This window comes from Terriglobales bacterium, assembly GCA_035567895.1.
Lineage (GTDB): Bacteria > Acidobacteriota > Terriglobia > Terriglobales > Acidobacteriaceae > Gp1-AA112.
Genome location: DATMPC010000090.1, coordinates 1 through 23,101 on the forward strand (window position 1 = coordinate 1; position 23,101 = coordinate 23,101).

Annotated in this window: 22 protein-coding genes; 10 read left to right on the plus strand and 12 right to left on the minus strand. The window is 56.5% G+C overall.

Annotation, left to right across the window (positions count from 1 at the left end):
* Positions 1–915: 915 nt before the first annotated feature.
* From VNX88_18615 to VNX88_18650, 8 genes are all read left to right on the plus strand, one after another.
* Positions 916–1,236 (plus strand): hypothetical protein, encoded by a 321-nt coding sequence (locus VNX88_18615; GenBank protein ID HWY70687.1) that lies wholly within the window; start codon positions 916–918, stop codon positions 1,234–1,236.
* Positions 1,211–3,025: an AAA family ATPase gene (locus tag VNX88_18620; GenBank protein ID HWY70688.1), complete on the plus strand. Its 1,815-nt coding sequence runs from the start codon at positions 1,211–1,213 to the stop codon at positions 3,023–3,025. Before VNX88_18615 ends, VNX88_18620 begins: the two co-directional genes overlap by 26 nt.
* 43 nt (positions 3,026–3,068) lie before the next feature.
* Entirely contained in the window at positions 3,069–3,446 is a 378-nt protein-coding gene (locus VNX88_18625; protein HWY70689.1) for a hypothetical protein, read from the plus strand.
* 27 nt (positions 3,447–3,473) lie between these two features.
* Positions 3,474–3,944 carry a hypothetical protein gene (locus VNX88_18630; GenBank protein ID HWY70690.1) on the plus strand — a complete coding sequence of 157 codons (471 nt, stop codon included), beginning with the start codon at positions 3,474–3,476 and terminating at the stop codon, positions 3,942–3,944.
* On the plus strand, positions 3,941–4,231 hold the full coding sequence (locus VNX88_18635; protein ID HWY70691.1) for a hypothetical protein: 291 nt from the start codon (positions 3,941–3,943) through the stop codon (positions 4,229–4,231). The genes VNX88_18630 and VNX88_18635 overlap by 4 nt, the downstream gene beginning before the upstream one ends.
* Entirely contained in the window at positions 4,224–4,757 is a 534-nt protein-coding gene (locus VNX88_18640; GenBank protein ID HWY70692.1) for a hypothetical protein, read from the plus strand. Before VNX88_18635 ends, VNX88_18640 begins: the two co-directional genes overlap by 8 nt.
* Positions 4,757–5,245, plus strand: coding sequence for a hypothetical protein (locus VNX88_18645; protein HWY70693.1), 489 nt, complete (start codon positions 4,757–4,759; stop codon positions 5,243–5,245). The genes VNX88_18640 and VNX88_18645 overlap by 1 nt, the downstream gene beginning before the upstream one ends.
* Before the next feature lie 415 nt (positions 5,246–5,660).
* Complete coding sequence (locus VNX88_18650; GenBank protein ID HWY70694.1) at positions 5,661–5,987, plus strand: hypothetical protein; 327 nt, start codon at positions 5,661–5,663, stop codon at positions 5,985–5,987.
* Positions 5,988–6,438: 451 nt separating this feature from the next.
* Here VNX88_18650 and VNX88_18655 read toward each other — a convergent pair whose 3' ends face one another.
* The 8 genes from VNX88_18655 to VNX88_18690 form a co-directional block, all read right to left on the minus strand.
* Entirely contained in the window at positions 6,439–7,866 is a 1,428-nt protein-coding gene (locus VNX88_18655; protein HWY70695.1) for a pitrilysin family protein, read from the minus strand.
* Positions 7,867–7,891: 25 nt separating this feature from the next.
* Complete coding sequence (locus tag VNX88_18660) at positions 7,892–9,304, minus strand: pitrilysin family protein (protein HWY70696.1); 1,413 nt, start codon at positions 9,302–9,304, stop codon at positions 7,892–7,894.
* Between the two features lie 149 nt (positions 9,305–9,453).
* Positions 9,454–9,591: a hypothetical protein gene (locus tag VNX88_18665; GenBank protein ID HWY70697.1), complete on the minus strand. Its 138-nt coding sequence runs from the start codon at positions 9,589–9,591 to the stop codon at positions 9,454–9,456.
* Positions 9,591–10,304, minus strand: coding sequence for a cytochrome c biogenesis protein CcsA (ccsA, locus tag VNX88_18670; protein HWY70698.1), 714 nt, complete (start codon positions 10,302–10,304; stop codon positions 9,591–9,593). Before ccsA ends, VNX88_18665 begins: the two co-directional genes overlap by 1 nt.
* A 263-nt stretch (positions 10,305–10,567) precedes the next feature.
* The gene (locus tag VNX88_18675; protein ID HWY70699.1) at positions 10,568–11,332 is read right to left on the minus strand and encodes an isoprenylcysteine carboxylmethyltransferase family protein; all 765 of its coding nucleotides are present in this window, start codon (positions 11,330–11,332) and stop codon (positions 10,568–10,570) included.
* 249 nt (positions 11,333–11,581) lie between these two features.
* On the minus strand, positions 11,582–12,256 hold the full coding sequence (locus VNX88_18680) for a heme exporter protein CcmB (protein HWY70700.1): 675 nt from the start codon (positions 12,254–12,256) through the stop codon (positions 11,582–11,584).
* Positions 12,253–13,008 carry an ABC transporter ATP-binding protein gene (locus tag VNX88_18685; protein ID HWY70701.1) on the minus strand — a complete coding sequence of 252 codons (756 nt, stop codon included), beginning with the start codon at positions 13,006–13,008 and terminating at the stop codon, positions 12,253–12,255. Before VNX88_18685 ends, VNX88_18680 begins: the two co-directional genes overlap by 4 nt.
* A 3-nt stretch (positions 13,009–13,011) precedes the next feature.
* Positions 13,012–13,473 carry a cytochrome c maturation protein CcmE gene (locus VNX88_18690; protein HWY70702.1) on the minus strand — a complete coding sequence of 154 codons (462 nt, stop codon included), beginning with the start codon at positions 13,471–13,473 and terminating at the stop codon, positions 13,012–13,014.
* 184 nt (positions 13,474–13,657) lie between these two features.
* Between VNX88_18690 and thiC the strand changes: the two genes are divergently transcribed.
* Entirely contained in the window at positions 13,658–15,142 is a 1,485-nt protein-coding gene (gene thiC / locus VNX88_18695) for a phosphomethylpyrimidine synthase ThiC (protein ID HWY70703.1), read from the plus strand.
* 55 nt (positions 15,143–15,197) lie between these two features.
* Here thiC and VNX88_18700 read toward each other — a convergent pair whose 3' ends face one another.
* From VNX88_18700 to VNX88_18710, 3 genes are all read right to left on the minus strand, one after another.
* Entirely contained in the window at positions 15,198–16,751 is a 1,554-nt protein-coding gene (locus VNX88_18700) for a hypothetical protein (GenBank protein ID HWY70704.1), read from the minus strand.
* 227 nt (positions 16,752–16,978) lie between these two features.
* Positions 16,979–17,188 carry a hypothetical protein gene (locus VNX88_18705; GenBank protein ID HWY70705.1) on the minus strand — a complete coding sequence of 70 codons (210 nt, stop codon included), beginning with the start codon at positions 17,186–17,188 and terminating at the stop codon, positions 16,979–16,981.
* A gap of 183 nt (positions 17,189–17,371) precedes the next feature.
* Positions 17,372–19,537 carry a M28 family metallopeptidase gene (locus VNX88_18710; GenBank protein ID HWY70706.1) on the minus strand — a complete coding sequence of 722 codons (2,166 nt, stop codon included), beginning with the start codon at positions 19,535–19,537 and terminating at the stop codon, positions 17,372–17,374.
* A gap of 327 nt (positions 19,538–19,864) precedes the next feature.
* On the opposite strand from VNX88_18710, the gene VNX88_18715 reads away from it, so the two are divergent.
* Positions 19,865–20,929, plus strand: a complete 1,065-nt coding sequence (locus VNX88_18715; protein HWY70707.1) for a beta-propeller fold lactonase family protein — start codon at positions 19,865–19,867, stop codon at positions 20,927–20,929.
* 255 nt (positions 20,930–21,184) lie between these two features.
* Here VNX88_18715 and selB read toward each other — a convergent pair whose 3' ends face one another.
* Positions 21,185–23,092 (minus strand): selenocysteine-specific translation elongation factor, encoded by a 1,908-nt coding sequence (gene selB / locus VNX88_18720; protein ID HWY70708.1) that lies wholly within the window; start codon positions 23,090–23,092, stop codon positions 21,185–21,187.
* Positions 23,093–23,101 lie beyond the last annotated feature (9 nt).

The following is a 23,101-nucleotide window of genomic DNA, read 5'->3' on the forward strand; positions in this document are numbered from 1 at the left end:
ATTTGGCACGTCTGGGGAACGCTTTATTGCAAGGATCAGCATGGCAACATGATCACCGATGCCTGTGTGGGCGGAGTAGCAATCGCCCAGGTCAGACAGAGGGACGGCAAAGTGCTGAGCATAACGCACGAGAAATAGCCGGGATTGATGAAACATCGCCATTACACTCATCACTCCGGTTTCCGGAACCGGCTTTTTAACCCTCTGCGACGCGCACCGCTAAATCACTGACCGGCTGGTCTCGCGCTCCCACCAAATCACCGGCTCTTAATGATCAGTTAGAAAGCCGCGCAATGTGTAGTCCCGATTCGGTACTACCCAAACACCCATTGTTCGAGTGGTGCGTGTTGCGCATCGCCGGGAGCCGAAATCGGCCAAAACTGGCTCCGGAAGGCAGGAAATCACCCATTCGACGGTTCGGTTCGGGACCGGTTTGGGACCGGTAAAAATCAACACTTCGATGTGGTATTCACAAGCTGCTCCTCGAAAATCGGTCCCGGTCCCGAATCCTATAGTCGGAGTTCGGGACCGATTTCAATCAGCCTACGCGGGAAAGATGCCAAAGGCATCTCTTTCCCGGCGTAGATCGTAGATTCATTCCGAACCGGTTCGGAACCGATTTGGGACCGACCCACTCACGATTTCCCTGTAAACTCGCGCACCTTCGCACTAACTCAGCTTCTAACTTCCAGATAAGTTGCGACTTATGATTTTCCTACAGGGAAAGTTTGAATTTTCGTGGCAGGTACTATCTAATATAGCTACGGAACGGAACCGCGCTGAACCGCGCGAGGCAAAGGCGAAGTACGGAAGCTCCCGAGGCTTGCATACGTCACTGCAAGCCGTATGACGAGGGGTTGACCTGAAAAGCTAAGCTCCAGCCACATTGGAGACTCCTGAGGAGGAGACTCAATCGTGGCTGCCCAGAAAATCTTCGCCGCACCGAACATACTCACTGCGGCAATCCTCTTAGTTCTCTATCGCAAAGAGCTGCAATACGAAGGTTGTCACTACGCCTTCGACTGCGACCAGTATCAGTTCTGGTTTCTTGACAAGCACGGCGTGGGTCCCGGCTTCGCAGCGCAACTCCGCTCTAAGTCGGACAATCTCGTCCCGGCTCGCGCCTTTCAACGCGCACTGCACCGCCTCCATCTGGACTTCCGCACAGAGCAACGTCGCGTAGGCAATCCGCGCTCGCTGGAGGTCAGCAATGGCGGAGGCGACCGTGGCCGCTAAGAAACTCTTAACCATTCTCAGATTCTCGAAGCTGCCGGCTGACCTTCGACGGCAAGGCAAGTTCTGCGTATATCGCGAGGAACCGAACGGCAACAAGAAGCCACGCAAGGTTCCCTATCAGCCGCACAACCCAAAGCTCAAAGCCGATATGTCGAAGCCGGAGACGTTGTCAGACTTCGACACGGCCGTCGAGGCAATGCGCAAAGGTAAGTTCGATGGCATCAACGCGCTCTGTTCGCCGGAGTTCACGTTTGTTGATCTCGACAGCTGCGTCAGTGACGGCGACATATCGGACGAGGCATACCGCATCATCGGCTCGCTTCCTAAGACGTACTGGGAGTTGTCGCCTTCAGGCACCGGTCTGCACGGAATCTTTCGTTGCGATGGCGAGTTCCCAGCGCTGAAGGTCGGCAACGTGGAGGCTTACTGCGCCAAGCATTTTATGAGCGTCACCGGCAATCAGGTTCCGAACGGAGCCAAGAAGATTGCCAACGCGACGGCAGCGGACTTCGAGAAGTTGCGACCGGTCAAGACTCCGGCAGCGGTCACCGCGAACACGAGTGACAAACTGAACCTTCTGCTTGCTGGAAACTTCGCTGGGGCCGGTTTCCCGTCCGCGTCTGAAGCTGATCTGAGTCTTTGTGGAACGCTGGCGAAGCGTGGACTGCCACGCGAGGCAGTAGAAACGATCTGGCGAGGCAGTGGATTAAACCGCGACAAGCTGGAACGTGACGATTACCGGGAGCGCGTCCTCAACACAGCGTTCACCAACGTAAAAGTTGCAGAAGCCTACACCGGCGATGGCTCCGATTGGGAATCAGCCTTTCCAGCCGTGTCGCAGTTCGATGGGGACGAGTTCCCGGAGCGCCACATCATCAAAGGTCTGTTCGGACACCAGTCAGTGCTGGCGATTCCCGGAGCGCCAGAGGCAAACAAGACGCTGGGCGTGCTTGAGATGTGCAGGGCGATGCTGGCAGGCAAAGGTGCGAAAGCCTTCAACCACTTTGAAGTCTTGGAAGATGTCGCCGGGATCATATACGCAATCCCGGAAATGAGCCGAAGCAACTTCGTTCGCTTCGCTCGATTCTTCAAGTTGAACGATCAAGGCAGCAAGTTCCGCCACCGGTCTGCTGCGGATGGGGCCACCATACAGTTGGATGATCCTCGACTACAGAAAGCCGTGAGGGACCGTGTTCTGATTCTGGACACGCTGCTGTACTTCTCTGGCGCAGAGGATACGTACAAGGCCAGTGAATGGCTTTGGTTCTCGACTCAGTGTCGAAGGCTCATAGATGAGTTCGGTTGTCTGGGCATCATTCTCCTCCACCACCCCACCAAAGCCGGAGCCGAAGCCAGCGACATTGACATTATGAAGTTCCTGAGCCAGTCCATAGCGCTCGCTGGGCTGATTGATCTTTGCTTCGCCTTCCGTCGCAAGCCAGATAGTGAAAGCGAAGTCGTGGTCAAGTGCCTCAAGGCTCGTATCTGGGACAAACATACTCAGCCGTTCATCATCAGCAGCCGGGACAAACACGGAGACAGCTTCATCAGCAAAGGCGAGTTTCCCTGTACGAGTACGCCGGGAACGGTGGACGTGCGCGAAGCGCTCAAGTCACGTAATGGTCGCAAGCCAGCGGCCAACAGTGAGCAGATGGCGGAGAAGGCGAAGGAGTTGGCAACGCAAGGAATGAGTCAGACGGAGATCACGGCCAAGCTGAAAGCAGAAGGCCACAACATCAGCCGGTCCGGAGTACAGAAGTTACTGGCAAAGAAGAAAAGGAAATTTTAATGGCCACCGACATACATAAGAAGCGCGAGGAGAAGAAGGCAGCGTGACCTTCATCGGCGCAAAGGTCTTGTTCGAGATGCAAAGTGATCCGCGAAAGCTCATTCGTGGGAGCCGTCGCCCAATCCATTTTCCGTGGCGACCAGTTCCGCGACCGGAGAAAAAGACCGGCACAGCAGTGTTCATCAGCACGGCGAGTGATCTGGCGTGGTGGAACCAGGAGGATGTAAGGCTGCTGGAGCAGTTAAACGCACCGCTGAGGCTCCAGCGTCCGGGAACGACGACCGAGCAGCAGTTACTCACGCTTCCACCCACGGTGGACTGCTACATGGTTGACGTGTGGTGTGGAGACGATACGGTGCAAAGGCAGTTGCTGGAGATTCTGCTTCCAAATCTACCAACCCTCAACGCATTTGTAATTTGAGCGACCAAGAAAACGGAGAAAACAAGAATGAAAGTAACAGTACTGAGAAGGCGACAGGGAGACGGCACGGTGTTCTATGTGTCGGCTGCGAAGAACCACAAAGGCGTGTTCGAGAACTTCTCGCAGAAAGAAGTAGAGAACAATCCAACGCGGTTTGAAGTGCGCGAGTCCGGCTCCTTCCGCAAAACGAACATTCACGAGGTCACACCGGCCAGCGACAAGACACTGCCCAAGCCGCTGGGAGAGCTGAACGAGCTGATCGCAATGCTCGCTCCGTTCCGTCGCGGACGGTCGCAGCAGGAAATTGCGACCGAAGCGCAGAAGATGCTCGATCACAAACATCTGAACCAAGTCAAAGAGTCTTGGCAAGCTCTCGGACTCTCGCCGGAAGCAGCGGAAGTCGCAGCGCGAGTCGAGATTCAAAAACGTCCCGCAGACCTTCCTCCCGTCACGGAGTGGGCCAGTCTGCTGGACAAGGCATACGGAGGACGCGGATGAGACGGAAGATGGGTAAACGCGAGCGCGCACGGCGCAAAGCGGAGCGCGAAGCAGCGCACCGCGAGCACTGGAAGCAATTTGCGCTCAACGCAGCATACGACAACCGCGAAGCCGCGAAGTCGTTCAACAACGCGAAGAAGCGAGCCGTTGTGGTGGAGTTGTATCGCTACGGAGCCAAGAACGATCAAATCGTGGCTGCCACGGAATGGTCTCTGGCCTTCGTCAACGATGCGATTCGCGACTTTGCGCACCAATGTTTAGCAGACGAGGTGAGGACTCATGGCTAAGTCCAAAGCAGTTAAGAGCACGCTGAAGGCTCTTGGCATTAAGCAGGAGCAGCCAGACCACCTGAAAGGACTCGCAGCGAAAGGAGCCGGGAAGGCAACGCGCTACAAGCCGGGAGACGAACGGCTGAAGAACAATCAGGGCCAGCGCAAGCAGATCGTGCCGGCTCGCAACGTGCTAAAAGCGCGAGCGCGAGTGAGCGAGATTCTCAAGGAACTTCAAGGGCAACCCATCGCCAAGGAATTGTCCAACCTCCTGGGACTTCCGGAGGACACAACCATCGCGCAAGCCGTGGCTTTCAGTTTGATATGGCAAGCGCTGCAAGGTGACGTGAATGCAATAAAACATTTACAGCTCAATGTTGAGAACTTGCGCGATGGAGTTCCGACACTGCCAGCCGGTCCTCCACCCGTTATGAAGATCGTTTTAGTCAAGCCAAACGAGCAGCCGAAGGAACCACCAACTATCGAAGCAACACCAACCAAACAACTGTCCGCTCCATTCGCGGACAACAAAGGAGATGAGTAATGGATGTAAGCAGGATTGACGCAGAGAAGTACACCGCAACCGCCACGGCTATTCGAGCCGAGCAGAATCGCATCGCGCTGATCGACCGCACCACGGCAGACGATATGGCTGAAGACCTACGCCAGCGTCAGGAGCGCGTGAAGTCCTGCGCTGACCGCGTGGCGGGACTCGAATTGGAACTCACTGAGCAAGAAGGAAAATGGACGAATTATAAGAACGCCATCGAATCAGCGGAGAGATTGTTGGCGACCCGTCCGGACCTGCGACACGACATTGCGGCAATGAAAGACAAGCTGGAGAAGTGCGAAGAAGAAGGCGCAGAGATCAAGAAACACTTGGACCGACAGCGCGACATTCTCAAGCAGGCGAAATCGGACGTTAAGCCGTTGAGCGACAAGAATCCTCGCGGTTTCGATTTCGCGAAGTTTGACCGGCTGCAAGCAGAGGAGAAAGCGCTGCGGGTAGTCGAACAAGTTCGCCACCGCTGACGTGGGCGACGGCGAGCCGTTCAATCCTCCCGGCGACGGCTCGCCTAACAAGTTTGTGGAGTGCGCAGTTAACCGATTGCGCCACTTCATGACGCCACGAGCAAGGAAATCCGGCTTGCGCGTGGTGGGCAGATTCCACCTGCCCATCTCCTAAACCGGTCCGGCTCCGTCCTTCGTGATGGAGCCGGTTTTAAAAGTTGGCGCTCCGGCTTCGGCAAACAAGCACGTTGAGCGCGAGACGGCTCTGCGCTGCGGCAGAGCCGTTCCTTTTCTGGGAATTACGAAGTTGCTAAAATATTTGTAGCGGGGATTGCGGCTTAAGCATCCTCCGTGCGATGATTCGCGTGAATGAGGCCCGGACTTGCATCCGGGCTTTTCTTTTGCGGTTACAACAACCGGAGGGTGAAATCAGATCATGCCCAAAAAGTACTTCGTGATTTTGTTCGTCGCTGGCTTGGTTACTGTCCTACTTGCGCAGCAGCAATCTCCAACACCTGCACCTGTATCAGCCGTATCGACGGGACCACACTATCAATTGTTCACAGCTCAAGTCCAAGGGAACGACACGGGTCGTGGGGTTACTTATCCTCCGCCTGTACAAGCCGTCTTTCTGCTCAACACCGAGACCGGACAAGTCTGGCGACACCAAGCAGCATTCGCCACGAGCAACAACAGCTCAAACTCAACAGAACATCCCGAGGTGTTCTATCCGGTTGGCTTCGCTCAGGCTCAGGGCAAGTAGTTAGACCACAAGCGCACTTTTACTATTGCCAAAATGCGAATCGCAACGGATAATCCGCCCAACAAGGAAGGTGATGCCTCGTGAAGAAAACAAGTGAACCGTTCGCGCCGATGGCGCCACCGCCGCCACCTAGCGCAGTCGTAGCAACTTCGCCACCGCTGCCACCTAGCGCGGCCACGCCACCGCCCCCACCCGGACGCAAATCGCGGGCCTATTCGCGGGCCTAAGGATGAGTAATTTGCAATACGGAGAAACCGGGAAGAAAAACGTACAACACGCGGACGATTCGCGGAGTTAGTCTCGCGTTAGCAAACCGCCGCCTTCAGCCACTCGGCCACCTCTCCGGAGATTGTTCAAGCCTCGATGGATCAGAAGCATCCATCGAGCGATCAGGCGGGCTTCTCGGATTATAACGGATGTTTCACCGGTGGCTGTAGAGTGATGTCGTTTGCTACATTCCGGTTCCCTGATACGGCGCCACCTGCTCCGCGACCTTCTGCTTGTCTCCTACTACGACCATCGTGAGCTTTTGTGCATCGATATATTTCTGCGCGGCCTGTTCCACCTGTTGTGGAGTTACTGCGTAGATCTTCTGCACATATGTGTTCAGGTAATCGTCCCCCAGCTTGTGCAAATCGACAAACTCGAGCTGGCCGATGAGTCCCGCTCTGCTCGAATTTCGCAGCACGAACACGCCTGCGAGGTAGTTCTTGATTCCCGACAGCTCGGTGTCCCCGGGAGCTTCTTTCTGCAGCCGGTCTATCTCGTACAGGATCTCCTTGATCGAAGCACCCGTGTACTGCGCCGTGACGTCTGCCACCTCTACCCAGTAAGCATCGCGGTAGCGCGTCGAGAGCTGGCTTGACGGAGAGTAGGTGTAGCCCTTCTGCTCGCGAATGTTGGAAGTAATGCGCGACCCGAATGAGCCTCCCAAAATGGAATTCATCACCTGCAGCGGAATGTAGTCTTGATTACTCGGATCGATCGTCGGCAATCCGATATAAAGTGTGGACTGCACCGCGCCTGGCCGGTCGATGAGCGCGAAATCGTGCTTCGTTACCGGCTTGGGAATGTCAATGAAAGGATCAGCCCCATGCTGCCACGATGAAAACGCGTCCGTAATCTCCTTCTTCATTGCAGCGCCATCAAATTTACCGGCGACATAAACGTGGGTGCGGGCCGCGCCGAAGTTCTCCTTATAAAACTTCTGAACGTCTTCAATTCTGTATCCCTGGATCATCTGCTCGGTCGGGAACAGTCGCCCATATGGATGATTGGGATAGAGCGCTTTCCGAAACTGCTCGAGTCCGAGGAACTGAGGCTGCGATTTCTGAATGGCTAGACTTCTCAGTTGATCCTTCTTCAGGCGATCGATTTCTGAGGCGGGAAGCAGCGGATGCATAGCCACATCGGCGAGAAGAGCAACCATCTTGGGACCGTACTCAGAAAGCACGTCACCCGAAACGTGCGTGATGTCGACGCCAGTACTAACGTCCACCGAACCGCCCATCGATGCGGCCTCTTGCGCTACCTGCTGCGCCGATCGTGAAGTAGTGCCTTCCTTCATCAAAGTCGTCGTGAGATCGGAAAGCCATACCTGGTTCTCAGCTTCGTTCAGGTTGCCGGCGCGCACGCTCAAGGAAATCTCTACTTTGGGAATCGCACCGTAGGGAACCAGAGTCACCTGAAGTCCATTAGGCAGAGCAAATCTTTCGGGTTGCGGAACGTGGAATGGCTTGGGAGCGCTACCCGGCGGCGGGCTCTGCTTCTTCACCGGCGCAGACTGCGCGGGAGTTGCGGTGTCCTGCGCCTGTGATGGAAGGCTCCACGCGAGAGCCAGGAACATAGTGCAGGTAAGGCCAATCACTCGATTTTTCATAATGTCTCTCCCTTCGCTCTCGATCTCAATTCCCCGACTTGCTGGCCTGGGTGTTTTCGGCAGCTTTCGGTTCAATAGTCAGAATCGTGCGGTTCGTCGACCGCAAATATTCCTGCGCCGTCTTCTGGATGAGTGCCGGAGTAACTTTCCGGAATTGGGCTTCGATGTCGTTCACTCGCTGCGGATTGTCATCGAATAGCGCGAAGCTCGCGAGCAGGTCGGCACGTCCGAAGCCGTTGAACTGGCTGACCTCGTCGTAAAAGGCGGAGCGCATTTTCACCAGCGCACGGTCCAGCGTCTTCTGATCGACCGGCTTTGTCCGTATTGGCTCGATCACGGAATCGATCGCAGACAGAATGTCGTCGTCCTTCACGTTGCTGTCGTGGTAGAGATCCAGCATCCAGAGCATGGGACCGTTGTAGTTGTACATGTTGCCCAGCAGGTTGATGCCGCCCTCAATGCCTCCGGTCATTCCGCGCTTCTGCACCAACTCGTGATATAGGAGGCTGTCATCGCCTTCGATCAGGATCTGATCGATCAAACCCATTGCGTAATACTCCGGCGTGTTCCGCGCGGGCATGTGATACGCAACTGCAATCGCCGGACGCTTTGCTTGCGGATCGGGCTTTGAGGCTCTCTTCTCTTTTTCCTGGCGTGGCTCAGTCAGGTCGGGTTCCTTCGGCTGCGGAACCGAGGGGATTTCAGCGAAGTACTTGTCAACGAACTTACGCGCCTCCGCAGTGTCGAAATCGCCGACGATCGCCAGTGCAGCATTGTTGGGAGCGTAGTAGGTCTTGAAGAACTGCTGCACGTCGGGAAGCGTGGCAGCTTCGATGTCCTTCAGGTCGCCATAGAAGTTGTGTGCGTTGTACCAGTTGCTGTTGGCGTATTGCGGCATGTCGAGCCACGGAAATCCGCCATAGGGACGGTTGAGGACGTTCACCTTCACTTCATTCCCCACTACGCCTTGCTGGTTCTTGAGGTTCTCTTCGGTCACGGTCAGTCCGCGCATGCGATCGGCTTCCGCCCATAACATCGTCTCAAGCTTGTTGGCCGGCACGATCTCGAAGTAGTTGGTGAAGTCGAAGCGCGTGGAGCCGTTCAGAGTTCCACCATTCTGCTGCACGAGCTTGATCATCTCCATCTTGCCCAGGTTCTGCGAGCCCTGGAACATCATGTGCTCAAACAGATGAGCGAATCCGGTGCGATCCTGCGGCTCAACTCGGAAGCCGATGCGGTAATACACGCCGACCGCGACGGTAGGAGACGAGTGATCGGGCGAAAGCGCCACGCGAAGTCCGTTCGGCAGCTTGTAATAGACCACCGGGACAGTAAAGCTGTTGGAAACGGCGTCGGGCGCGGGTGGAGCGGCCAGCGCTCCTAATGTCACGATTAGGACAAGCGAAAGCGCGGTGATTGCGCGCAGGGAGATCCTCATAGATGCCTCACTGGAATCGAGTCAGGTTTAATTTTCAGGGCGATAAACAAAGCTAAACGGACACACGGAGAGTTGCAAGATAGACGGGATAGATAGGTCTTGGTTAGCGACGGTTCGTCCCGCCTGCGCCACAGCCCCAGGAAATGGAACTAAGGCTTCCTTAGCTCTTCGGCCTCGCGCTTTACCTGTATGAACCCTCGCACCAGGTACAGCACGTAGCCTAAATGGACACCCCACGTGAGGATGAAAGCAGCATGAAGATGTTGAATACTGCGAGCCGTATCCATCAGTGCACCTCCATTCTTGCAAGCTCCAGCGAATGCACGGCCTGCGCCTCACGCAGCTGCTGCCGCGCGCGTTCGAGCTTGTAGCGCACCCAGAAGAGGAGTACGCCGTAGCACATGAACGCAGCGATATTGATCAGGAAAGCTTTGAGCATTGCCGGATCCAGTCCCGAGCCCGATTCGCCAAATACGACCGGCTGTGGATGTTGCGTGCGCCACCAGCGAATCGACATGTAAACGATGGGCACGTCCACAAAACCGAAGATCGCAAGTGCCGCAGCCAGCGTTGGCGCCTGACCGCTGTCGGAGAGTCTGCGCAGCATGAGATAGCTTACATAAATCAGCCACAAGACGAACGTGCTCGTGAGCCGCGGATCCCAAGTCCACCAGATTCCCCAAACGGGCTTCGCCCAGAGCATCCCATCGATCAGCCCAATGGAACAAAAGATGACGCCTAACTCCGCGCCGGCCACGGCAACAGCGTCCGCCGCCGGCGCCGAAGGTGTGTGTCGGCGGGCGAGGTAGACGACCGACGCGATGAGGTTGACTCCAAACATCGCGAAGGCAACCGCAAACGAAGATGCGTGATAGTAAAAAATTCGCTGGACATTGCCCATGGTCGCTTCCGTCGGAGCAACATCAAGTGCCTGGTGCAGTGCGTACGAGAGCAGTATCGCCACGAGGATGGCACTGAAGGTAAAGCCTGCGCGGTTCATTTAGGCGAAGTTTACTCCAGCTTTGCTACGCATGGTGACTTTTGCCACAAGCAGACACGAACACCAAACCAAAAGCTCACGCAGATGAACGCGGATTTAACGGATTCACGCAGATTCTTTCTGGGATAAGAAACAGCAGATTGTGATCCCAGGTTGGGGGAGACCTCTGCGCATCTCCCGTGAAGTGCCAGCCTTTAACAAGATCTGCGTGAATCCGTTAAATCCGCGTTCATCTGCGTGAGCTTTTGCTGTTGGTTTTTGCTCTACGACTGTGCGACGGCCTTCGCCTTTGCCTCCTGCTTCCGTCCCGTAAACGGAATCAGCATTGGAACCCGCTGGCGATACTCGCGATATCGATCTCCAAAGAATGTGATGAGGTCTCGCTCTTCAAAGTAAATTCCAACCAGAATGTATCCCGTCGTGGCAATGGAAAACAGCAAGTGCCCTTGGGTCATCACCGGTGTCGACCAGAACGCGAGGATGAAGCCAAGGTAAATGGGATGTCGAACAAACCGGTAAAGCGAGGGAGTGGAGAAGTCGGGATTGGGGTATTCGGTGCCGCGGAAGTAGGAATAAACCTGGTTCACTCCGAACAGACCGAAGTGGCTGATCAAGCAGGTACCGATCAAAACTAACCCCCATCCCAGAGCAGACAAAGCGTGCAATCCCCCGACCGCGATTGGGTTCGTCGTGTTCCAGACGATGTCCTTAATCGGCTGCCACTTCCAGTAGAGAAGATCGAGCAACAAGCTGGCGGCGAGCACAAACGTGCTGCGCTCAATCGCTGGCGACACAATCTTCGTCAAAGCGCGCTTGAAACCCTGGCGGGCCATCACGCTGTGCTGCACAGCAAACAAGCTCAGCAAAACACAGTTGACGATAAGCGCCTGTATTGGAGGTCCGGGCATTCCCGAGTCGATCGATTTAGGAACACCGATGTTGGCAACGAATCCGATCGCATAGAGAAACGTGACGAAGAAGATCAGGTATGCGATCGCGCCGTAGGCGAGTGCCAGAATACGTGACATAAAGTCCTCCTGCGGGCCGGGATGTTATCAAAACGTAACCTGATGTCAATCGATGTCTTGAGGAAGGGGCGAGCAGGAGACCTGGCCAGCTCCGTCTTTCACCATGCTTCCAGGAAGCACGATCAGTGAGCAATCGAAGATGTTGTGTCGCAAACCAGGTTGATCTAGGCCTAACTCCTTTAGATCAATAACTTAGCCCAAGGAGGGGGCCGGGATCTCGAGCTCGTATGGAAGGATGGAACCGGCTCGCTACTCGGCGTCCAGTACGGACTCGAATAGCAGTAGCGACACGGTAGTGAACACAATGTCATAGACCGCCAGCAGCTTGATCCAATCCGTTGGCTGCCTCTCGCCGGTGAGGATATTGGTAGTCGCAAGCACCATCCCCAGCAGGGCGGGAAGAGAGATGGGGAACAGGATCAGTGGCAGCATGAGTTCGCGGTTACGTGTGCGGATCGATAGTGCGGAAAAGAAGGTTCCGTTCACCACGAGCGCCCATGTTCCGAGGGCAGCAACCAGAACGAGCTGCGGCCAAGAGCCGAGCACACGCAGGTTGTAGAACACGACGAACACCGGAGTGATGAGCAGCTCGACTAGGGCCACGAAGATGAAATTTGCGATCACTTTTCCCAAAAAGAGACCATTGGGAGGCGCAGGCGCAAGGCGCAGCGCGTCGAGGACTCCGTTGTGCAGCTCGCGCGCCCAGCTCTGGTTGAGGGCGACGACGGTGGCAAACAGCAACGCAACCCAGGCGATGCCTCCGGAAATCTGTCGAGACTCCTCTGCCAGTGGATCGAAGGCAAAAGCGAACACCACCACGACAAGCAGCGCGAAGAAGAGCATGGAGTTGGCCGCATCCTTCGAGCGCCACTCGAGACGCATGTCTTTTCGCAGATGCAGCGTGACAGTTCGCGCGAGGCTCATTGCTCGCCTCCGCTGCCGGCATTCAAGGGCGTACGGTTGTGACTAATTTCACGCTTAACGATCGCACCGGCATGCAGGGTGATCCACTCATCCGCGACGCGGGCGAGGGCCTCCAATTGATGGGTGACGACAATCAGCGTAGCGCCACAATCACGCAACCGTCCGAGAAGCACAGACATCGTCGCGATCGATTTGACGTCGACGTTCGAAAAAGGCTCATCGAGCAGAAGGAGGTCCGGCGAGGAAAGCATCGCGCGCGCCAAAGCCAGGCGCTGCTTCATCCCCTGCGAATACTGACCGACGCGTCGCTTTGCATCTACCTGTGCGAGTCCGACTTGTTCGAGCAGTTCGCCGGCGCTCGCCGTCTTCTCTGGCGGATAGAGTCCGCGAAAGTATTCAAGGTTCTCGCGCGCCGTAAGTTCGTCGTAGAGGAGCGTCGCGTGCGCCATGTATCCGAGGCGGGCGCTCACGGCCCGCGCGTTATCGCTGCCGAGAATGCGAACGCTACCCCGCGTAGGACGGGAGAGCCCGGCGATGATTCGAAGCAGCGTCGTCTTGCCAGCGCCGTTCTCCCCAAGCAAGCCATATACGCGTCCGGCGAGCAGCGTAACGCTGAGATCGTGGAGGGCGGCGAAGCGTCCGAAAAGCTTGCTTACACCTTGGAGGACAACCGCAGGCTCAGAGTGAGCAGAGTCAAAATGGGCTGTTTCGGAATGGGAAGACGAGGCGGAATGGCTATCGGAATCGGTCAATCGTCAGTTGGCATTTTGACTTGCTGCTGCCGGCTTGGTAGTTGGCGCTTCCGTGGTCGCGGTCTGGTTCGCCGCCGGGGCGTACTTGGAGGCGCATTTGGCCTGAATCTGCTTGGCGTGGAACACACCATCGGAGCCGTAGTTGCCTTCGACGAGAGCCTGAGCGTTATCCTTAAATGTGTCCGGAGGTGGCTCGGTGCCGCGATATGCAACCTGGAGCTTCAAACCTTGTTCATCGATCTGAAAATCGGCGCCTGCACCCTGGCGGCGGATGCTCCCCGGAACCACCTGACCTGCGACGCGCAGCCGTTTGGTCTGCGCCTGATCCCCCATACCTTGCAGCTCTTTGATGGTGACGTAGTAGCTTTTGCTCTCCTGAATACCGGTAAATGCGAGATACGACATCGCGCCAACGATCACGAGGATAGCGATACCAAAACGAAGATATCTACCGGTAGAAGGCACGATTTAAGAGTAGTCCGTGAGCATGGAGTTTTCAAGGAGGAAAGGCGAACACGAAGGGCACGAAGGTCAAAACAAGAGGTCACGAAGACCAATCTTCCTCTTCGTGACCTCCGCCGTTTGCCTTTGTGACCTTCGTGTTCGCCTTTCCTAGTGCGTATAATTTTATTCGAGAAAGAGGCACGAGATGAGTTCACAAGATGTTCAGAACGGAGCACAAGTCTCCAATGGCTATGAAGTGCCAAAACCGCGTGCGGAATGGCTGAGTAAACGCCGCGACCAGGCTGCCCAAAGCGGTGATCAGAATTTCTCACAGATGCACTACGCCCGGAATGGCGTGGTCACCGAAGAGATGGAATACGTCGCGCACAAAGAGAAGCTCACGCCCGAACTGGTGCGGCACGAAGTGGCCGCTGGGCGCATGATCATTCCCGCCAACATTAATCATCCGGAACTCGAGCCGATGGCGATCGGAGTGGCCTCGTGCTGCAAGATCAACGCCAACATCGGCAATTCCGCCGTGACGTCGAATATCGACGAAGAGCTCAAGAAGCTGCATACTGCTGTGCACTTCGGCGCCGACACTGTAATGGACCTCAGCACCGGCGGAGATATTCCCGAGATTCGCGAAGCGATTCTTCGTCACTCGCCGGTCCCGATCGGTACGGTTCCAATCTACGAAGCCATCAGCCGGGTGAAGCGAATCGAAGACCTCACGCCCGAGATCTATCTCGAAGTAGTTGAGGAGCAGGCCGCACAGGGCGTCGACTACATGACCGTTCACGCCGGTGTTCTGATTCAGTACCTGCCTATGGTCTCCAAGCGCATTACCGGCATCGTCAGCCGCGGTGGCGCGATTCTCGCGCAGTGGATGGCACATCACCACAAGCAGAATTTCCTGTACGAACGCTTCGACGACATCACGAAGATCATGGCCAAGTACGACGTTTCGTACTCACTTGGCGATGGGCTGCGCCCAGGATGTATCGCCGACGCCAGCGATGAAGCGCAGTTTGCCGAACTCGCTACGCTTGGCGAACTGACGAAGAAGGCCTGGGAACGCGATGTGCAGGTAATGATCGAGGGCCCAGGTCACGTCCCCCTGGACAAGATCAAGGAGCAAGTCGATAAAGAGGTCGAGCTCTGCTACGCCGCGCCGTTCTATACGCTCGGCCCGCTCGTGACCGACATCGCTCCCGGCTACGACCACATCACCAGTGCCATTGGCGCGGCGATGATCGGGTGGCACGGCGCCTCGATGCTCTGCTACGTAACTCCGAAAGAGCACCTCGGCCTACCAAATGATAAGGATGTGAAGGACGGAATCATCGCTTACAAGATCGCTGCCCACGCCGCCGATGTTGCCAGGCATCGTCCCGGCGCTCGCGACCGCGACGACGCCATCAGTTACGCACGCTACACCTTCGACTGGAACAAACAGTTCGAACTCTCGCTCGATCCCGAAACGGCACGCTCCATGCACGACGAGACCTTACCCGATGATTACTACAAAGAAGCCGGATTCTGCTCGATGTGCGGTCCCAAGTTTTGTTCGATGAATTACTCGAGCAAAGTCGATGAGTTCAACAAGCGCGTCCACGGCCTGGAGAAGCGAGATCTCACGGGCTTGATGGAAGAAAATCTCGTGAAGCTGGGAAGAACAGGCTCCTGAGATATTTCAGCAGTAGCGGAGCGCCGGGCGCCTCGCCCGGCGTCAGCAGAGGGTCCTAATCCATGTCGGAATACTTCTTCACTCCGGCAACGGTGGACTGTTTCGATGGTGATGGTTTTTGTTTGTAGTAGTGCGTGACTACATCCGGTTCCTCGTGAGTGTCCGCCCGTGTCGCTCGACGAGGCGCTGGCGCAACCGCGCGTTTTGCGGGAGGCGCAGTCCGCCGGGACTGTGCAGCAGGTGGGACGGCTGTCGGGGAGGTAGGGTGAGTGGTTACGGTCACGCCGCTGGGCTGAATCGTATGCCTTTGTGGCGGCAGTACTTCCGAAGCTGGTCGTCGGGCAAAGGTAATGCCTGCAACGATTAACATCGCCATCACGACTCCACCGAGCACTGCAACCCGCTTAGGCGTAAACTCTGCGGCCCAGTCGATGCGCTTCCAAAATGGAACTTGAGGGCGGCGCCGTACCAGAGTGGGTCGGGGCTTCACGGAAGATGTGGCCTGGCCTGCTGGCTGAGATATTGGCGCACGCCGTTCTGTCGGCGAAGGTGCAACTTGTCCCGTCCACGATACCTCCCGTTGCAGTGCAGGGAATTGTAACGCTTCCCATTTGGGGACAGAAGGAGACTCGGTAGCAATTGCAGGCGTACTTGCAGGCTCGTTGGCGGGCTGGGAAGCTTGGACTGGCTGCCTTGGCGCGGCGACTGACGACTGCACTCGTCTGGTCTTTGGAGCAGGAGCGAGCGACCGCTCGGCCTTGCGTACAAGTTCCTCTTCTTTAGCGCTTAGCCATTCGACGGCTTGGGAGATTGCGGCGGAGACTTTTGATCCCGCTTCGCGCAATACTGCGATGGCCTCGTCGATCTCGTCTTTGCGCCGAGGAGGAGCAGTCCGCTGGGCCTGTGGCTGTGCCTGCTTCGTCGAGCGTGTGGCTACAACTTCAGGTTCAGCCGGCTGCGACGGTGCTTGGGCTTCGGCAAAAGGTCCATGGTGAGGTTGCTCGAAATCCCGCGTGGGAACCTCGAATTCCTCGTGCGGTTTCGGAGGCGCCTCTACGAGCTCTGCTTCCGCAACGTGCAGCGGCGTTGGTTCCAAGCTTGGCGGCTCGAAGTGTATTGGGGAAACTTCGGTTTCTTCGGACTCTTGTAACGGGAGTTGCGGACTTGAATCAATGGGCCCTTGCAGCGCTATGTGCTCTGAAGCTGTTGGCTCCGTGTCAGGAAGAGCGATGGGTTGTGGTTCCGCCCATTCGTGTGCAGATTCCCTCACCGGTTCCGCTTCTGGGGCGAAGGCAAATCCTGGTTCTTCATGGGCATGGCTGGTGTCGCGGCCGAAGTTGGCGCCCTCATGAACCAGACTGGCTTCTGCACGCTGAGGTTCCGGAGCTGTCGCAGCGATGTATTCCGGTTCGGGCTGCCGGCGAATGCCGAGCAGCTCCCCGATGCGCCGGAACAGCGGCATGAGCACAAACTCGCGTTCGGGAACGTAGTTCGGTTCTGGTTCGGTTGGCGGCGCGCTGGAGTCGTCATATACGAACCCCATCGGCTGCCTGGAGTCCGCGTCTTTCGGCGTGTATGAGTTATCGTCTGGATTAGTGGACGCCGTCATAAATCATGGCCTTTCATGAGAAAACGAGGAAAGAAGCTCCTCCTCAGACTTCGACGGAGCGGCGCATCTCCTTAGATGCGGCTCGCTGCTTAACGGTCGTCTTGAGTTTATAAACTCAAACCCAGGGTTCGAGTTGCGGCGAGGAGGGCGATTCGGGGCTGGGTGCCGCGTTGGGGGAGACGGTTACGGGGAGTGAAGGGAGACAGCCCCGAGAACAAGTCTCTCGACTAGTTGATCTCGGCGTAATTGTTGCCGTCAGCGTACTGCAGCCCAGCAATCATCTTCGCCCGGTACTGCACTTCCAGATATGCCTTAAGGATCTCGATATGCATCTGCTCGCGTTCAGCAGGGCGGGTGCAGGAGGTGCGGGCATCGTCGAGGGCCAGGTAGCGATCATGCGCTTCGAGAAACTGAGATACGGCAGTGGCGGTAGTCATCTTGAATTGAATGTAGAAGGTGCAGTAGAGCCCCGCCTATACCACGAAAGCCTTAGTCGCCGCCTGAAATGTAACTCTAAAGTGAGGGGTAGGCTCGACTAAGGTCACATACTGCACTCTTTGAGGGTCAGTGCTCCATCACTCAGGCGTTGCACAGCGGCGCCTGTCAGGGCTGACGAAACTTCATCGATAGCCTTCGAGCACAGCGGAAGCGCGGTTTAACGCTCCTGACAGAATAGCGAGCTGTTCCGCAGCTCGTGCTGGATCGCGCGCGTCAATGGCCTCATTTACTCCAGGAATTACAACCGCAGCATAACCCGTATATTCACCGGGAGCATAAATCACATGACGAAACCAAGGGCGGTTTGGAAGTCCCTGTTCGATCAGCAGCGCGCGCTCAGCCCCCAAGAGTGCGCGATTCAGCCTTACCAAGTCACCCGTTGCGGCGTTCTGCGCTTGGCGAATCTGGGCTCCAGCCTGTTGGAAACGCTGGGCAGAACCTAGCGCCTCGCTAAAGGATGGCGACTGGGCACCGAAGGTCTGCTTCGACTTGGTTTCGGCCTGTTGCACATAACTGACGATTTCTCGGCCATAGAGTTCGTAATCCTCCGGCAGGTAGTCGGCTCCTGCCATGTGGAGCATCTGAACGCCGAAGACCCGAGCCATCTGCTGCTCGTACTTGAAGTCGGGATCGCCGAACTTCTTGAACCAGGCGAAGTTGTCAAAGACCGAGTGGTAAACGCCATATGGGCCCCCCGAGCCTATGTCGGTCGCTGGCAATCCGAGGTGCTGAAGAAAAACCGAATAGTCGGACCCGCTACCCAGGTCGCCCACTTCCACATCGTTCTCGACCTTCGCTGCCGGAGGGCGGTTCTGTGATCCTCCCAGATCCGGCGAGAGGTTTTTTACCCGCTCGCGCTCTCTTGCATCTTTCCAGACCTGATAGACCGTGCCGCCCTTGGGACTCGGCACTTGTTTGGTCACGTCGCGTACAAACTGTTTCAACGTTGGAACCGCGCTCGCACCGAAATTGGGACCGGCAACCCCCACGTCCATATTCAAGTAGGCCGCTGCACGTTGCAGCTCTTGCGCGTGCTGCTCGCCCCATTCCGTGGAGCCGATCATGCCCTGCTCTTCTCCATCCCAACTGCAGAAGACCATCGTTCGCCTGGGTTTCCAGCCCGACTTCAGCAGATCGCCAATGCCATGTACCGACTCGAGCATGGCTGCGGTCCCGCTGTTTGGATCCACGGCACCATAGACCCATGCATCGCGATGATTACCGCCGATTACCCATTCATCGGGAAGCTCACTGCCACGCACGGTGCCAATTACGTCCCAGATGGTTTTGTAAGGCGCAGTCATCTTGAGGTGCATCTTTACTCGCACTGGACCTGGCCCAGCGTGATAGGTAAAAGGCATTGCGCCTTGCCACTCGCGGGGAGACTCGGGCCCGCCGAGGTTCTGCATGATGGGCGCGGCATCGGCGTACGACAGCGGCATCGTCATGACCTTCGGCAGATCGGCTGCCGAGCCAGGGGAGGTTCGTTGCGAATCAGGCAGGCTTGGCAGCGAGGCGATTCCCGGAGTGGTCGGATCGCCAGCATACCTGAAGGTGTAGTCGACTGAACCGCGTTGCACTCCGGTGGCCGGACGATAAGGGCCTTTGGGATACATGTCTCCGCGGTAATAGCCGTCATCGATCGGATCGGAGTAGATGATGACGCCGGCTGCTCCATGCTCTTGCGCCACGAGGCTCTTTACCCCGCGGTAGTTCCCACCATATCGGACCATGACGATCTTGCCGCGAACGTCGATCTTCATGGCTTCCAGCTGCTTGAAATCTTGCGGACTCCCATAGTTCGCGTACACCACTTCTGCTTCAACATCGCCTGAGGGTGAGTACGCGTTATAAGCGGGCAGCACGCGCGGATCGTCCTGATAAGGATCGTTGTCTACATGCTCGCGGCTCGGACCGTGCATCTTCACATTCGCGGGCCCAGTGATGTCGAGGCTCACCTCCTGCGGAAATGAGAGCAACACCCTATATTCGACGATTTGCGTGTCGAGCCCCGCCTCGCGGAACTTCTGAGCAACGTACTCGGCCGTCTTTTGGTCCTCCGGAGATCCAGCTACATGCGGCGCCTGTGTGAGGGTACGCAGATGCTCCTCGGCGAGCTTTGGATCGGGAGACTGATTAAATTTGCGATCAATCTCCGCCTGGCGAGAGAAGTCGCGAAAGCCAAAGACCTTGTCGTCCGACGTGGTGCGTGTCCCCTGGGCGAACCCGCTAGAAACCAACATTGCGGATACAGCGAAGTACGATAGACGATGACAGATTCGAAGCAAGCGAATGCTCCTTGTAGAGTCCTTGAAACAAAAGAGACTAACACGAGCAACCCGGTACAAAGTGCCGCAGTTCCTTTATGGGAATCGTAGTTTGCGAGACAAGTGCGAGCTGAAGAAAAGACAGGTGTACTGCGCAATGTAGCGAATCCTCATTGCGCTGTTTGTAATGTCGGTTCTGGGCCGATCGCCCATTCAATCGGATGGAGATCGGCGAGTAAGATTGAGGATGTTAATTCGTTCGAAAAGGGGTCTGGTGTGATGGGAGTATCAAGATTCTCGTATCTGTCTGTCCTGACACTCTGTGCCGGTATGCTTGCTTGCGGCGGAATGGGCGGAAGCAGAACCATAGGTGGAGGTGGCACGTCTCAGACCGGAACTCCCGTATTTGTAACGAACAGCAGCAGCGCCAGCGTTTCTGTGTACCAGATCAATCAGACCTCTGGAGCCCTGCAGCGTACTACTGGCTCACCCGTTACAACTGGAGGTTCGTCACCGGATTCGATGGCAACCGATCCGGCGAAAAAATTTCTCCTCGTGGCGAATTCTTCATCTGCAACGACCTCGGTATTTAGTGTGAACAGCTCCACGGCTGCGTTAACGCCAGTAACTGGTTCGCCCTTTTCCACGCCGCCGAATGCCATCAGGATGGTTTTGCATCCGAGCGGGAATTTCGTGTATACCCTCAGCGGTACGCCAGCACAGATTCAAGGCTACAGTTTCAATTCGACGACAGGGGTGCCGACTCCGCTCACGGGATTTCCAGTGTCATTGAACACTACTGGGGAAACCGGTCTGGCGATATCGCCAAATGGAGGGTTCCTCTACACCTCGAACTCGAGCACGGATGTGATCACTGCGTTTGCAATCGGCGCCAACGGCGCGCTGACTCTCCGTTCAACAACGATATCGCCGCTGCAGGGATCGCCGTTCTACCTCACGTTTGACACCAGTGGGAATTTCCTTTTTGGAATTAATATCAATGGGAACTTTGGCGTAGGAAGTGTCTCAGTATTCTCCGTCTCGGCGTCTGGTGCGCTCACCGAAATCTCAGGGTCTCCCTTCGCAGCAGGTGCGACCCCGGTGAGTGCGGTCTTCTCGCAAGGCGCGCTTTACGTCGTGAATCAAACGTCCAACACGGTTTCGGCATTTGCCCTCAACGCCGCTACCGGACAGCTTACCGACCTCAAGGGCTCCCCCTTCGCAGTAGGCGCAAGACCGGTTTCCGCCGCAACTGCAGTCCTGGGAAGGTTTCTCATCGTGACCAGCAGCGCTAGCAGCAATGTCGGCTCAATCTTCGTGTTCGCGATTGCTGCCGATGGAACGCTCACGCAAGTCACGGGTTCACCGTTTACGCCCGACACGCCTTCACCCAATCAGGTATTGGCCTTCTAGTCTCTGATCCCCTTGATACTGTCATCCCTCGCGGCGCAGCGACAAGCCCAGCTTCAAGAACCCATTTTTAGCGCCGTGGGGGATCCGCTGTTTCCTGCATCGATCTAAAAGCAGATCCCCCAGGCCGCAGCAACGTCATAGGCACATTGAAATCCCGGCGGCGGCCTGAGGGATGACAGTATGAAGCCTGGTCGGCAAGGCGCTGACTATTTCATTCGTTGTTTGATCACTCGAAGTCGGACTCCGACATCGAATCTAAAGAATCTCCCTCACGTCTCCAACTCTGCGCGTAACACGCTCACGATCGAGATATTCGAGTAGTGGAATGGCGTGCTTGCGGGTTACTCCGATCAGATCCTTAAAGCGCCCGACGTCCATTTTGGGAGTCTTGGGTTTTTCGGCAGCAATTGTTCGGCGCAATTGTTCGAGAGCCACGCGATGAAAGACCAGCTCATCGCCCAGTTTCACCAGAACACCTTCGCGCAGCAGAAGCGTCATGATTTTCTGACTGCGCGTACGGTCAATCGAGAGCGATGCGAGCACGTCCTTGAGCAGTGGGACCTTGAGGCCAGCGGATGAGAACGCCTGCTCGATGGTGTTGCGAGCCCGCTGCTCATCGGCTGTCATCGCGACTCCCTTGCCCGCAAGTCGTATCTGCTCGCCATGGACTTCAATCTTCTTTCCGGCAGTGAGTTGCGTGAGCAGAAACGAGAACACCGTTTCTCCAATTGCCAACGTGTCGCGCAGCGTCTCTTTGGGCATGCCAGCGGAAAGGGAATTGTTCTTGTGGAACTTCTCCAGCTCTGAAAGAAGTTTCTTTGCCGCTTCGAGAGCTGGAGCTTTCGCAAGCAACACATCTCCTGCTGCGAGCAGTTGTCCACCATTGAGCAGATGCTGCACTTGCGCATCTATCTCCTGACGTGCGCGTCCGGTTTCCTTAACTGCGTCGTCACGATTCAGACCAGCCGTGCCTCGACGCTCCGCGCGGAGTAGGAGAGCATCGGCTAAGCTCGCTCGCTCCAGCCCGGTTAGAAACTCGCTCGTCACCTTCGCCTGCTTGGTGCTGCGGCGCAACGGAAAGGCGTCAATAACTGTGCCTCCGCCGATGGTGACTACCGGAGAGAACTGGCGGATGATGAAGTGATCGCCAGGAACAACCAGCAGCGGCTCCGCCGTTCGCAATTGAACAAACGCATTGTTTCCCGGTTCGAGTTGCTTCCCCTCAAGCAGTCGAACCTGCGCAAGTGTCTCGGATGCGAAGCAATGCAGGTGCACGCGCGAAAGGTGCTTCAATGGCCTTGCATCCGGAAGCAACTGGAGGCGGACATCTATCTGTCGTGTCGCTTGCAGGGTGCTCGGCTGCGTAAGCGTCATGCCGCGCATGAGTTCATCCACAGAAAGACCACTAAGATTTATAGCCGTGCGTTCTCCAGCGCGTGCCTGCTCAGTAGAGGAGCCGTGTACTTGAATGCCGCGCGCACGCGTCCGCTTGCCGACCGGATGGAGTTCGAGCTCCTGTTCGCGCCGGATGCTGCCTGCGACCAGAGTCCCAGTGACAACCGTACCGAACCCCTTCATCACGAATGCACGGTCGATTGGGAGGCGCGGAAGGGAGCTCGCATTCTTGGTCCCGACTTCCGCAGCGATTCGTGCAAGTTCGTGCTTGAGCTCATCGATGCCTTGTCCGGTGATTGCACTTAGTGGGACGATCGGCGTTTGCTTCGAGTCGAGGAAGGATCCGCGGAGGAAATCTTCGATCTCCAGGCGGACAACTTCCAGCGTGTCAGCATCGACGGTGTCTGACTTGGTCAGTACAACAATGCCTCGGGGAATCGCCAGCAGGCGACAGATGTCGAAATGCTCACGCGTCTGCGGCTTGATACCTTCGTCGGCAGCGATCACCAATAGCACAATGTCGATGCCGCCAACTCCGGCGAGCATGTTGCGCACAAAGCGCTCGTGCCCAGGAACATCGACAAATCCAAGTCGCAGTGTCTCGCCTTGTGGTGAAGTCAGTTCGAAATTGGCAAAGCCGAGATCGATCGTGATCCCGCGGCGTTTTTCTTCTTCCAGGCGGTCGGCATCGATACCGGTGAGCGTTTTCACCAGCGTGGTTTTGCCGTGGTCGATGTGGCCGGCGGTGCCGACGATGACTGACTTCATTGGAAGTAG

What these genes read in the sequence shown, in the direction of transcription:
- VNX88_18620 (HWY70688.1), top strand. Translation starts at nt 1,211, where the DNA reads ATGGCGGAGGCGACCGTGGCCGCTAAGAAACTCTTAACCATTCTCAGA.
- VNX88_18630 (HWY70690.1), top strand. Translation starts at nt 3,474, where the DNA reads ATGAAAGTAACAGTACTGAGAAGGCGACAGGGAGACGGCACGGTGTTC.
- VNX88_18635 (HWY70691.1), top strand. Translation starts at nt 3,941, where the DNA reads ATGAGACGGAAGATGGGTAAACGCGAGCGCGCACGGCGCAAAGCGGAG.
- VNX88_18640 (HWY70692.1), top strand. Translation starts at nt 4,224, where the DNA reads ATGGCTAAGTCCAAAGCAGTTAAGAGCACGCTGAAGGCTCTTGGCATT.
- VNX88_18645 (HWY70693.1), top strand. Translation starts at nt 4,757, where the DNA reads ATGGATGTAAGCAGGATTGACGCAGAGAAGTACACCGCAACCGCCACG.
- VNX88_18650 (HWY70694.1), top strand. Translation starts at nt 5,661, where the DNA reads ATGCCCAAAAAGTACTTCGTGATTTTGTTCGTCGCTGGCTTGGTTACT.
- VNX88_18655 (HWY70695.1), bottom strand. Translation starts at nt 7,866, where the DNA reads ATGAAAAATCGAGTGATTGGCCTTACCTGCACTATGTTCCTGGCTCTC.
- VNX88_18660 (HWY70696.1), bottom strand. Translation starts at nt 9,304, where the DNA reads ATGAGGATCTCCCTGCGCGCAATCACCGCGCTTTCGCTTGTCCTAATC.
- VNX88_18665 (HWY70697.1), bottom strand. Translation starts at nt 9,591, where the DNA reads ATGGATACGGCTCGCAGTATTCAACATCTTCATGCTGCTTTCATCCTC.
- ccsA (HWY70698.1), bottom strand. Translation starts at nt 10,304, where the DNA reads ATGAACCGCGCAGGCTTTACCTTCAGTGCCATCCTCGTGGCGATACTG.
- VNX88_18675 (HWY70699.1), bottom strand. Translation starts at nt 11,332, where the DNA reads ATGTCACGTATTCTGGCACTCGCCTACGGCGCGATCGCATACCTGATC.
- VNX88_18680 (HWY70700.1), bottom strand. Translation starts at nt 12,256, where the DNA reads ATGAGCCTCGCGCGAACTGTCACGCTGCATCTGCGAAAAGACATGCGT.
- thiC (HWY70703.1), top strand. Translation starts at nt 13,658, where the DNA reads ATGAGTTCACAAGATGTTCAGAACGGAGCACAAGTCTCCAATGGCTAT.
- VNX88_18700 (HWY70704.1), bottom strand. Translation starts at nt 16,751, where the DNA reads ATGACGGCGTCCACTAATCCAGACGATAACTCATACACGCCGAAAGAC.
- VNX88_18705 (HWY70705.1), bottom strand. Translation starts at nt 17,188, where the DNA reads ATGACTACCGCCACTGCCGTATCTCAGTTTCTCGAAGCGCATGATCGC.
- VNX88_18715 (HWY70707.1), top strand. Translation starts at nt 19,865, where the DNA reads ATGGGCGGAAGCAGAACCATAGGTGGAGGTGGCACGTCTCAGACCGGA.
- selB (HWY70708.1), bottom strand. Translation starts at nt 23,092, where the DNA reads ATGAAGTCAGTCATCGTCGGCACCGCCGGCCACATCGACCACGGCAAA.